Below are 12,517 nucleotides of genomic sequence, written 5' to 3'. Positions count from 1 at the left end.
TTAGCCATCGAATCGTCGGCCATAAGCAGTACCGGGAACATTAGCTTATCGCGCAGGACGCTCAGATACCCTAGGTAGTGCAACTTCGGCCAGCACTTGCGCAATGCCGTTAACGCAGCGGCGAATTGCCGCCTCGCTATGGGATGCACTTAAGGTAATACGTAATCTTGCTGAGCCTACGGGCACGGTTGGCGGACGAATTGCCCCAACCCAAATCCCCATGGCTTTTAGCTTTTGCGCAACCAATAAGGTTTGCTCGGCATCGCCAATGATCAAAGGTTGAATCGGGGTGTCACTACCAAGAAGTGGAATATCAGCATCTTGGCATAATTGTTTGAACAGCGAGATATTACGCTGCAACTTTTGCCTAAGTTCAGGATGAGCTTCACAGTGTTCAACTGCGGCCAAAGCTAGCGCAGCATTGGCCGGTGACAGTGCAGTGGAATAAATATATTCCCGCGCATTACTCACTAAAAACGCAATCAACTCTCGACTACCCAGAATTGCTGCGCCTTGACAGCCTAATGCCTTGCCAAAAGTCACTATCTGGATATCGATAAGGTTGGCTGCTGGCTGATTAAAAATATCGGACACGCCAAAGCCATGGGCATCATCGACAATCAACCACACATTATGCGCGCGGCAAAGGCTAGATAAGGCCTTAATCGGCGCAATATCACCATCCATGCTAAATACACTTTCAGTGATCAGCGCTGAAACCGTGTTTTTGGCTAACAGCCGCTCCGCACTCTCAGTTGAGTTGTGCAAAAAGCGTTTAAAATCGGCACCACTATCGCGTAAACCATCGATAATCGACGCATGGACCAGCTTATCCGCCAGCACAACATCTTGCTTATCGAACAGGGTTTTACAGAGCGTACTATTAGCGCTAAACCCTGAGCTAAAGAGTAGCGCTGCCTCAAATCCGGTTATCTGGCACAGCTTAGTTTCCAGCGCTAAATGCGCCTCATTGTAGCCCGTCACCAGTGGCGATGCCCCGCTGCCGACACCATATTGCTGTGCACCGCGGTGTAGCGCCGCAATTAATTCGGGCGCACGGCAAAGCCCTAAGTAGTCGTTACTACTGAAGTTAAGATAAGTTTGCCCCTCAAAGCAAAACTGCGGCTCAGCGTGACTTAGCACGGCATCGGTTGATAATGCTTGACGCTGCCTTAGCAAACCTTGCTCTGCTAAGGCTTGCTGACGGGCGCGGATTTTTGAACCCAGTTTTGACGCGAGTGGTGAACTCATATTCTCTTGCTCAGGATTTTCTTGCTAAACGTAAGCGCCATAAATCCTTTAGAAGGTAAAGCGCTCCAACGCTTAACGAAGCGCATTTATACACTGTGTCTATAGCGCAGCCGCATCATAAAACTGAGACGCAGCTTTATCTTGGTGAGCCGCAGCTTTAGCTAATACAGCTTGCTCATCATCGATAGTCGCGGCTGCGCCCTGCTCAGGACGTAAGCCCAGACGGCGAAACAGCCCCATATCGTCACTTTCTTCAGGGTTTGGCGTGGTCAGTAACTTGCAGCCGTAGAAAATCGAGTTAGCACCTGCAAAGAAACACATAGCCTGCAGCTCGTCAGTCATGTTTTCACGGCCCGCCGATAAACGCACACGGGACTTAGGCATTAAAATACGCGCCACGGCGATGGTACGGACAAACTCCAGCGGATCTAAATCATCGAGTTTTTCGAAGGGAGTACCGGCCACTTTGACTAGCATATTGATCGGCACAGAATCCGGATGCTGGGGTAAATTCGCCAGTTGTTGTAATAAACCCGCTCGGTCTGTGGCCTTTTCGCCCATGCCGACAATGCCGCCAGAGCAAACTTTCATGCCCGATGCGCGCACATGGCTTAAGGTATCTAAGCGGTTTTGATAGGTACGGGTGGTGATCACATCGCCGTAATATTCAGGCGAGGTATCTAAATTGTGGTTGTAATAATCAAGGCCCGCATCGGCCAACTCGTTGGCTTGCTCGGCGCTTAACATCCCTAAGGTCATGCAGGTTTCCATGCCGAGGGCTTTCACCTCTTGCACCATTTGCTTAAGGTATGGCATGTCTTTATCTTTCGGGTTACGCCAGGCGGCGCCCATACAGAAACGCGAAGCCCCCGCGGCTTTGGCACTGCGCGCTTCGGTGAGCACGGTTTCCATCGCTAATAGACGCTCTTTTTCAAGGCCTGTGTCGTAACGCGCACTCTGAGGACAATATTTACAATCCTCAGGACAAGCACCGGTTTTAATCGACAGTAAGCGGCTGATCTGCACTTCGTTAGGATCGTACACTTCACGGTGGATACTGTGGGCTTTAAATAATAAGTCATTCATCGGCAGCGCAAATAAGGCTTCGATTTCTTCCCGCTTCCAATCATGACGAACTTGCAACTGCGACATTGAACACCCTTTTATTTTTGTATTTTACCTTGGCTAGGATAACCTCAGCCCTTAAACTGTCAACGCCAACCAGTGATACAGGTTTACCACTGATTAGTTTTCAATCAACACTGTGAGCTTTTATGCGCAATTTACTCGACTTGGATTTTGATAGCGCCCATATTTGGCACCCTTATACCTCTATGACTCGCGCACTTCCTGTTTTTGGGGTACACAGTGCCCAAGGCTGCGAGCTGGAATTGGTCGATGGCCGTAAACTTATTGATGGCACCAGCTCTTGGTGGGCCTGCGTGCATGGCTATGGTCATCCGGCAATATTAACGGCGATGGAGCAGCAATTGCACCAACTCAGCCATGTCATGTTTGGTGGCATTACCCATGAACCCGCCATTACACTCTGCAAAAAACTGCTGGCGATGACCTGCGAGCCCCTCACTAAAGTCTTTCTGTGCGACTCAGGCTCAATTGCCGTTGAGGTTGCCATCAAAATGGCGCTGCAATATTGGCAGGGGCAAGATTTGCCTTTAGCGCAAAAAGCCCAAAAACAGCGCATCCTTACCGTGAAGAAGGGCTACCATGGCGATACCTTTGCTGCCATGAGTGTCTGCGATCCCGAAGGTGGCATGCATACCATGTTTGGTGAAGCAGTCACTAAACAGTGTTTTGTCGATGCGCCGCAAACGCCCTTTGGAGAATCGTTACACCAAGACGATTTAGCACCCATGCAGCGCATTTTACGCGAACAACATCAAGACATTGCCGCCGTGATTATCGAACCGATTATGCAGGGCGCAGGGGGCATGCGCTTCTACAGTAGCGAATATTTACGTGGTCTGCGTGCCCTGTGTGATGAATATCATGTGCTGCTTATCCTCGATGAAATCGCCACGGGTTTTGGCCGAACCGGTAAATTATTTGCCTATGAACATGCCGACATCACGCCGGATATCCTCTGCCTAGGCAAAGCATTAACGGGTGGTTATATTAGCCTTGCCGCCACCTTGTGCACGGATAACGTCGCCCAAGGCATTAGCCAATCGCCCGCAGGCGTCTTTATGCATGGCCCGACATTTATGGGTAATCCCCTCGCCTGCGCCGCCGCCTGCGCCAGCTTAGATTTGATCAATCAGCAGGAGTGGCCTGCACAGGTTGCTGCCATCGAGCAGCAAATGCAGCGCGAGCTTGCCGATGCCATCGATATTCCCAGCGTGAAAGAGGTGCGCGTGCTCGGCGCGGTCGGCGTGCTCGAAATGCACCAAGCGGTGAATACCGCGGCGCTGCAGCAGCAATTTGTCGACCTAGGCGTATGGGTTAGACCCTTTGCCAACCTGATTTATATTATGCCGCCCTATGTGATAAGCCCTGCTCAGCTCACACAGCTGACTCAGGCGATGAAGCAAGTCGCGGCCACCATTACACCACCGAAAACCACTTCGGATGACGCAAGTCGAGGCCAAAACATCTGCATCAGCCATGGCTAATCGCCATGGCTGCAAGTTATTAAGCCTTCTTGACCAGGCTTGATATCAATGCCCGCAGCGCCGCCGGTTTAATCATTTTGGCCATATAGTGATAACCGCGGCGCTGCACATCTTCCACCAGCTCTTTGCGAGTGTTCGCTGTGATTAAAATGCCCGGTAACTCTTTGCCATAGAGTGCGCGGATCCCATCCATCGCATCAACACCGTTTTGACCATCATCTAAGTGGAAATCCGCTAACACGATATCGGGCGCCACGCCTTTAAGGCCTAATTTAATCCGCGCATCGGCTAAGTCTTTGGCACAAATCACCTCGCATTGCCAACGACTGAGTAAGCTCTCAAGCCCCGCAAGAATCGCCTCCTCATTGTCGATACACAATACTTTAATCCCTGATAACGGTTGTAATAACGATGGCAATGCCTTGACCTGCGGCTGACGCACGGTTTCCCCTAAGGGAACCGTAATGGAAAACACCGAGCCACGCCCCAATTGCGAAGACACCTGAATACTGTGATTAAGTACCCGGCTTATCCTATCGGCAATCGCCAACCCTAACCCTAAACCGCTGACACTTTTACTACGTGGATTATTTAAGCGTTTAAATTCTTTAAATATTTCATGAGTTTCATGCTCATCAATACCACAGCCCGTATCGAGCACTTGGATCTCCAATTCGCTGCCGCGATGACGGCATCCAAACAGTACTCGCCCTCCGCGGGCATAACGGTAGGCATTGGTTAAAAAGTTTTGCAGCACACGCCTGAGCAAAGAAGGATCAGAATTCACCGTCGCGCTGCAGGGGATCATCTTAAAGCGAATTTGATTGTCCGCCGCCATCGCCTCAAATTCGACCGACAGACCATTAAGTAGCTCAGATATAGCAAAGTCACGGCGGTTCACTTCGACCATGCCGGAATCCAACTTAGAAATATCCAATAAGTCGGTGAGCAACTCGCCGGCGGTTTTAAGCGAGCTATTCACATGGGATAAGGTGGTGCGTGCCTCGCGATCCAAATTAGGGTATTGGGATAACGACGCAGTAAACAATCTTGCCGCATTCAGTGGCTGCATTAAATCGTGCCCCACCGCCGCTAAAAAGCGACTCTTAGAGGCGTTAGCCATTTCTTCCTGTGCTTTGGCCTCAAGTAACTCACTATTTAGCAGAGCTAATTCGTAGGTACGTTCTTTAACACGCGACTCGAGCGTTTCATTGGCTTCGAGCAACGCCCGTTCTTGCTCACGATATTGGGTAATGTCGGTAAAGGTCATCACAAAACCACCATCGGGCATGGGATTACCTTGAATTTTAATCACTTTACCGTCTTTACGTTGCCGCTCTGAAGTATGCGGCGTGCCATTACGCATATGCTGCACACGTTTTTCAACCTGTTGCTCTATATCGCCATCACCACAATAACCTCTGGCGGCATTAAAGCGGATCACTTCACTGATAGGCATACCCTGCTGTAAAAAGCCTTCAGGATATTGATATAACTCGACATATTTGTAGTTCCATGCAACCAAGTTAAGGTCACTGTCAATCACGCTCATCCCTTCGTAGGCATGCTCGATAGCACCACGCAGCATATCTTGACTGAGCATAATTTTGGATGAGGCTTCATCCACAAGGCTAAAGACTTCATCTAAGGCCAAGTCACGACCTTGTAAAACCGAATCCATAACTAAAGAAGCACTTGAAGCGCCGAGCACGCCAGCGAGTAAACGCTCGGTATGGGCAATCAGTTCAGGAGTCGCGGCCTTATGCCAACTGTCACTTTTAACCGCTTCGGTAGAGAATCGACTAAAACTTTCATAGGCACGGGTTGGACTCACAAAGCGGCTAGCTAAAATCAATAAATCCTGCTGCGAGATAGGGCCGCTTTTCTTATTGGCATTATTTTTAAGCTTACCAGGGCTGACAAAAGCACTGGCCTGAATACGCTCGGCCACCCCGGCCCTGAACCAAATCGAGCCCAACACATAACAGGCAATATTGGCAAATAACGCCGTAAGCGCATCACGCACATTCGGTGTAATAGCATCTAATAGGTCGAAATTACTAGACATTAATGTCGCTGGGCTTTGGTTACCCGTCATGCCACTGAGCATGATGTAAAACCACAAGCTAAAACCCACACTGAGTCCTAAAAACACCCCTGCACGATTGCCGTGTTTCCAGTAAAGTCCACCCACTAACGCGGGTGCAAGTTGGGCAAAAGCACCAAAGGACAGCATCCCCAGATGCGATAGCGAGTCGCTATCAGCCAGCGCCAGATAACTGCCGTAACCCAACCCAAGGATGATGATAATCGCGAGGCGGCGGGCATTTAATAGCATCTGCGAAAACTGGCTGAAGTTTTTCTCGCGGATATTGCCAGTTCGTAACATCACAGGGACGAGCCATTCGTTACTCACCATAACACTGATTGTCACCACGGCCACAATCACCATCCCCGTCGCCGCAGATAAGGTGCCTAACAGCGCAATCACCGCCAGCAGTGGATGATCTAACGCAAGCGGTAAATTAATCACATAGGTATCAGCGGCAACGCTATCGCCCAAGATCAATTTACCCGCTAATGCCAGTGGCCCGACAAATAGACCAAATAAGGCCAAATACAGCGGAAACAACCAACGTCCCTTAGAAAGAACCGACTCATCGGCACATTCCACCACCATCACATGGAATTGGCGCGGCATACACAAAAATGCCGCCATGCCGACAAGCAGTTCAGGCATCAAGGTTTCAATACGGGGGTTTGGGTGATGAATTAACGCTTTATCACTCGCCTGCTGCCAAATATCGCCAAATCCGTCAAATACGCCAAAGCTAATCACCATCCCCACCAGCAAAAATGCTGCGAGTTTCACTAAGGATTCGAACGCGATAGCCAGCATCATCCCGGGATTATGCTCGGTAGCATCGAGCTTACGAGTGCCAAAAAGAATAGCAAATATGGCTAACAGCGCGGTGATCAGTAGCGCAATCATAATGCCATTTAAGGGGTCATCCGCGGGTTGAAATAGATTAAGGCTGAACACCATCGCCTTAAGTTGCAGCGCAATATAAGGCATGATGCCAAATAGCGCGATGAGGGTAACAATGGCCGCCAAGGTTTGTGACTTACCGTAACGGGCGGCAATAAAGTCGGCGACCGAGGTAATATTTTGCGCCTTGGACACGAGGACCATCTTGCGCAACATGCCAAACCCTAAGGTGAAGATAAGAATTGGGCCGATAAAAATCGGAATGAACGACCAAAAATCCTTAGCCGACTGTCCAACCGTGCCTAAAAAACTCCAAGAAGAACAATAAACCGCCAAGCTTAAGCCATAAATGACCACTTGCAGCTTCTTGGTCACGCCGCTAAACCAGCGCTCCGCCCCCCAGGCTAAAAGGAATAAAAGTGATACATAACAAATAGCAATAACGGCGACGACTAAGGTGAGATTCATATTTTTGCTCTTTTTTCCATTATTGTGCGATAAATAATGGCTGAAATCTAGCCAGATTTTCGAGTGCAACAGCCTAAATATAAAGGAAATTTTAAAACTAGACCAAGGTCTAATGGAGTTGACTCCCTCTTGCATACCATACTCAGACCACGCAATTTTTCGAAAGGGAAGCCCTATGAGCTCGCAGTCTCTCTACAAAGTCTCCGGCAATATCGCTGCCAATGCACTTGTAAATAACGATCAATATAAAACAATGTACCAAGAGTCGATTGTCAATCCAGAGGGGTTCTGGAGAGAGCACGGCAAACGTATCGATTGGATAAAGCCATACACTAAAATCAAAAAAACCACTTTTGACGATCATAATTTATCGATTAACTGGTTCTATGACGGCACCCTAAACGCCTCGGCAAACTGTCTAGATCGCCATTTGGCGGAGCACAGCGACCGCGTCGCCATTATTTGGGAAGGCGATAACGCCAACGAACAACGCAAAATCACCTACGGTGAACTGCACACTCAAGTATGTAAGTTTGCCAACGCGCTACGCAGCCAAGGCGTACGCCGTGGCGATATCGTCACGATTTATATGCCGATGGTGCCAGAAGCCGCCGTCGCGATGCTGGCCTGTGCTCGCATTGGTGCCGTGCATTCCGTTGTTTTTGGTGGTTTCTCACCCGATTCTATTGCCTCTCGGGTTATCGATGGTAAATCCAAAATCGTCATCACCTCCGATGAAGGTATGCGTGGTGGCCGCGCCATTCCACTCAAACGCAACATCGACGATGCGTTAAAACATCCCGATGTGACCAGTGTTGAGAAAGTCATTGTGCTTCAACGCACTGGCGGCAAGATTGACTGGGTAGAAGGTCGCGATGTGTGGTGGCATTCACTGGTTGAAACCGCATCCGAACATTGCGCTGTCGAAGAAATGGGCGCAGAAGATCCGCTGTTCTTACTCTATACCTCAGGTTCAACGGGTAATCCAAAGGGCGTATTGCACACTACTGGTGGCTATATGGTGTATGCCTCCATGACCCACGAGTATGTGTTCGATTACAAACCCGGTGAGATTTACTGGTGTACTGCTGATGTGGGTTGGATCACTGGTCACTCCTATATGGTATATGGCCCGCTTGCCAACGGCGCAACGGTGCTCATCCACGAAGGTGTTCCTAACCACCCGAGCCCTGCGCGTTTAGGCGAGATGATTGACCGCCATAAAGTCAATATTCTCTATACTGCACCAACGCTTATTCGTGCACTAATGGCCGAAGGGAAACAACATTTTGATAAGTACGATGGCAGCTCACTGCGCATCATGGGCTCTGTAGGCGAACCCATCAACCCAGAAGCTTGGCGTTGGTACCACGAGGTCATCGGCCACGAGCATTGCCCGATTGTCGATACTTGGTGGCAAACTGAAACAGGCGGTATTTTGATCACCCCACTGCCAGGCGCAACTGATACTAAGCCCGGCTCGGCGACTCGTCCTTTCTTTGGGGTACAACCGGCGCTCGTGGACAACATGGGTAACATTTTAGAAGGCGCAACCGAAGGTAACTTAGTGCTGCTCGACTCATGGCCTGGCCAAATGCGTACCGTCTATGGTGACCATGAACGTTTCGTGCTGACCTATTTTAAAACCTTCCGTGGCATGTACTTTACCGGTGACGGCGCTCGCCGCGATGAAGACGGTTATTACTGGATCACTGGCCGTGTGGACGACGTGATTAACGTCTCAGGTCACCGATTAGGTACCGCCGAAGTCGAAAGTGCACTGGTGTCACACGAACTGGTCGCTGAAGCTGCTGTTGTGGGCTATCCCCATGATATTAAAGGCCAAGGTATTTACGCTTATGTGACCTTAACCCGCGGCACAGAAGAAAGCGAAGAACTTCGCCAAGAGCTGCGCCAATGGGTTCGCAAGGAAATTGGCGCCTTAGCTACACCGGATCTTATCCAGTGGGCAACAGGATTGCCTAAGACACGTTCTGGCAAAATCATGCGCCGCTTCCTGCGTAAGATTGCCGCGAACGAAGTGACCAATTTAGGGGATGCATCAACACTGGCCGACCCAGCCGTGATTGAAACCTTGATTGAAACTCGCTTGAATCGCAACGAGTAATCGTTGTCCCACACTTAATCGTGATTTATCACGGTTAAGTGTGGCTTTAGCTCCTGTTCATTTGAACACCTGTCCGTTTTAGCAAGTGTTCCTTTTAATCAAGTAAACCCTGTTGAGAAAGTGCCTGATTGCCCCTTTCTCTTAGTTGCCCCTCCAACCAAGGGGCATTTTTTTGGTTCTGTGTTAAGCTTGGCGCTAAACTCAGTCGACCAAGAATAGCTAGCAGCGTGTCAGTTAATTCCAGCCCAAGCGTTACCCTCAGGGATTATCAGCAACAAGCCGTCGATGCCACCATCGCGCATTTCAAAAAAAGCACCGATTCCGCCGTGTTAGTCCTACCAACTGGAGCAGGGAAAAGTATCGTTATTGCCGAGCTTGCCCGCATCGCCAGAGGACGCGTGCTGGTTTTAACCCATGTGAAGGAACTGGTTGCCCAAAACGCACAAAAGGTGGGATTACTGACGACTGAGGCCAGCATTTATTCCGCAGGGCTAAATCAAAAATCGACTGACGGCAAAACCGTTGTCGCCAGTATCCAATCCGCTGCGCGCGCCTTAACTCAATTCGATGAGCCCTTCTCGCTGGTGATTATCGATGAATGCCACAGAGTCAGCCTCGAAAAAACCAGCCAATATCAGCAGCTCTTAACTCATTTACAGCAGCGTAATCCAAAGCTCAAATTATTAGGCCTGACTGCCACCCCTTATCGACTGGGCACTGGCTGGATTTACAAACACCACTACCACGGCAAAGTGGGCTCGCCTGAACTTGGGATCTTCGAGCAATGTATTTTCGAGCTCCCCATCCGTCCGCTGATTAAACAAGGCTATTTAACTTCACCAACCTTATTTGATGGTTTAAGCGCCCAATATGACTTCAGCCGAATCAAACCCAATGACAATGGCGAATATCCCGAGGCCCAAGTTAATGCGCTGCTGAACCACGCTGGGCGCGCCACAACGGCGATTGTGAAGCAACTGATTGAACTGAGTCATCATCGCCAAGGGATCATTATTTTTGCCGCGACAGTGCGCCATGCTGAAGAAATTGTCAGCCAGCTCAACAAGGATCACAGGGAGCAAACAGCAATCGTCACGGCGCAAACGCCAGATAATGAACGTGATGAGCTTATCGAGCGCTTTAAAGCGAAGGAGCTTAAGTTCCTCGTCAACGTCGCGGTATTAACCACTGGCTTCGATGCGCCCCATGTGGATTTGATTGCGATTTTACGCCCCACCGCATCGGTGAGTTTGTTTCAGCAAATGATTGGCCGAGGCCTTAGGATCTGTGAAGGTAAAAAAGATTGTTTAGTGATTGATTACGCTGCCAATGGCTATGATTTGTATTTTCCAGAAGTCGGCCAAGCTAAGCCCAATAGCAAATCTGTTCCGGTACAAGTGCATTGCCCTGTCTGCCAGTTTGCCAATATCTTTTGGGGATTAACCGACAAGGATGGCGATATTATCGAGCACTTTGGCCGTCGCTGTCAGGGCATTGTCGAGCATCATGGGCAAAAGCAGCAATGTGACTTTCGATTTAGGTCTAAATCCTGTCCCGATTGCGGACAAGATAACGACATTGCAGCGCGTATTTGCCAGCATTGCCAGTCGACCTTAATCGACCCCGATAAACGCCTTAAGCAAGTATTGAATAAGCAACACCATCATCTGTTCCGCTGCCAGCATATGACGTTAATGGATGATGCAGGCGATCTTAAGGTGCAATATCTAGACATTGACGGAAATGAGTTTAATCGGCACTTTAAGCTGCAAACGCCCGCCCAATGGCGTGCCTTGTATGCGCTGTTTATTTTCCCCCATAGTCGCACGCCAGGCATTAAACCTAAGCAATACAAAAAAGTGTCTGAGCTGATTGCCGATAGTGCCGCCTTTCGGATGCCAGATCTGTTACTGCTGAAAAAGCACAAAAAAGGCTGGGATCTGCTCGAAAGCTATTTCGATTACCAAGGGCGCTATCAAACTGAAAATAAACACATCTGACATTATCAATTCGGTTAGCGCTATGGTATAAAACGCTTAAAGTAATCCTAAGGAGCTATTATGTACGTTGTTATTTTTGGCCGTCCTGGCTGTCCTTATTGCGTGCGAGCAGTACAACTGTCAGAGCAACTCGTTGAAAAACGTGATGACTTTAAATTTAGATATGTAGATATCCACGCCGAAGGGATTTCTAAAGCGGATCTCGAGAAGACTGTCGGCAAGCCAGTCGAAACGGTGCCCCAGATATTCGTTGATGAAAAACACGTAGGTGGTTGCACCGATTTCGAACAATATGTTCGTGATAACAATCTGTTAGGTTAACCCTAATACGAGATAACAAGGAGACCTGTGGTCTCCTTTTTTACTTTTGCATCAGTTGTTACATCAATAATGTTGCAGAGTAAAGCAACCTCAATTTTGCTTGTTCCATTTTGTGTTTCCCCAGTTGTTATTATTTATCTGCAGCCAATATACCATTTAACACGTGAGAAAAACTGACAATAAGTCTATGAGCAAACTAGAAAATGCAGTGAAATTAATTAAGATTTTTAGTGATGAGTAGCGAAAGAAAATTATTACTAGGAGAGATAAAGAGTGGTGGGTCGTGAAGGATTCGAACCTTCGACCAATTGGTTAAAAGCCAACTGCTCTACCGACTGAGCTAACGACCCATCGAGTGAACGCTGATTTTACACTTCAGTAAGTGGTGGGTCGTGAAGGATTCGAACCTTCGACCAATTGGTTAAAAGCCAACTGCTCTACCGACTGAGCTAACGACCCATCTAGTGAACGCTGATTTTACACTTCAGTAAGTGGTGAATCATGAAGGATTTAAACCATTCGATTGATTGGTTAAAAGCCAACTGCCCTAGCTTTATAACATAAGCGATTGAGCTAACGACCCATCTATTGGATTCTGAATTTTACACTTTCAGAAAAGTGGTGGGTCGTGAAGGATTCGAACCTTCGACCAATTGGTTAAAAGCCAACTGCTCTACCGACTGAGCTAACGACCCATCTAGTGAACGCTGATTTTACACTTCAGTAA

General features: G+C 48.7%; 7 protein-coding genes and 4 tRNA genes. 4 read left to right on the top strand and 7 right to left on the bottom strand.

The features are described 5' to 3' along the window. Positions 1-45: 45 nt before the first annotated feature. Positions 46-1,251 carry an aminotransferase class I/II-fold pyridoxal phosphate-dependent enzyme gene (locus tag M0413_RS16940; protein WP_249554994.1) on the bottom strand — a complete coding sequence of 402 codons (1,206 nt, stop codon included), beginning with the start codon at positions 1,249-1,251 and terminating at the stop codon, positions 46-48. 99 nt (positions 1,252-1,350) lie between these two features. After that, on the bottom strand, positions 1,351-2,403 hold the full coding sequence (bioB, locus tag M0413_RS16935) for a biotin synthase BioB (protein WP_037427489.1): 1,053 nt from the start codon (positions 2,401-2,403) through the stop codon (positions 1,351-1,353). 122 nt (positions 2,404-2,525) lie between these two features. Here bioB and bioA point away from each other — a divergent pair, with 122 nt between their 5' ends. Then, complete coding sequence (gene bioA / locus M0413_RS16930) at positions 2,526-3,884, top strand: adenosylmethionine--8-amino-7-oxononanoate transaminase (protein ID WP_249554992.1); 1,359 nt, start codon at positions 2,526-2,528, stop codon at positions 3,882-3,884. A 19-nt stretch (positions 3,885-3,903) separates the two neighbouring features. On the opposite strand, the gene M0413_RS16925 is transcribed toward bioA, so the two are convergent. Beyond that, a complete protein-coding gene (locus M0413_RS16925; RefSeq protein ID WP_037427492.1) occupies positions 3,904-7,341 on the bottom strand; it encodes a hybrid sensor histidine kinase/response regulator in 3,438 nt (1,145 codons plus the stop codon). 175 nt (positions 7,342-7,516) lie between these two features. On the opposite strand from M0413_RS16925, the gene acs reads away from it, so the two are divergent. From acs to M0413_RS16910, 3 genes are all read left to right on the top strand, one after another. Continuing rightward, positions 7,517-9,469, top strand: coding sequence for an acetate--CoA ligase (gene acs, locus M0413_RS16920; protein WP_047535065.1), 1,953 nt, complete (start codon positions 7,517-7,519; stop codon positions 9,467-9,469). A 227-nt stretch (positions 9,470-9,696) separates the two neighbouring features. Then, entirely contained in the window at positions 9,697-11,469 is a 1,773-nt protein-coding gene (radD, locus tag M0413_RS16915; RefSeq protein ID WP_249554990.1) for a DNA repair helicase RadD, read from the top strand. Between the two features lie 60 nt (positions 11,470-11,529). Next, positions 11,530-11,790 (top strand): GrxA family glutaredoxin, encoded by a 261-nt coding sequence (locus M0413_RS16910; RefSeq protein ID WP_011072684.1) that lies wholly within the window; start codon positions 11,530-11,532, stop codon positions 11,788-11,790. A gap of 274 nt (positions 11,791-12,064) precedes the next feature. Here M0413_RS16910 and M0413_RS16905 read toward each other — a convergent pair. From M0413_RS16905 to M0413_RS16890, 4 genes are all read right to left on the bottom strand, one after another. After that, positions 12,065-12,140: transfer RNA gene (locus M0413_RS16905), tRNA-Lys, on the bottom strand. 33 nt (positions 12,141-12,173) lie between these two features. Beyond that, positions 12,174-12,249 (bottom strand) — tRNA-Lys (locus M0413_RS16900). 33 nt (positions 12,250-12,282) lie between these two features. Continuing rightward, positions 12,283-12,373: transfer RNA gene (locus M0413_RS16895), tRNA-Lys, on the bottom strand. 36 nt (positions 12,374-12,409) lie between these two features. Then, positions 12,410-12,485 (bottom strand) — tRNA-Lys (locus M0413_RS16890). Positions 12,486-12,517: the final 32 nt, after the last annotated feature.

The sequence above is a fragment of the Shewanella sp. 8A genome (assembly GCF_023475945.1).
GTDB classification, from domain to species: Bacteria; Pseudomonadota; Gammaproteobacteria; order Enterobacterales; family Shewanellaceae; genus Shewanella; species Shewanella xiamenensis.
This window is presented reverse-complemented; position numbering and strand designations above follow the sequence as displayed.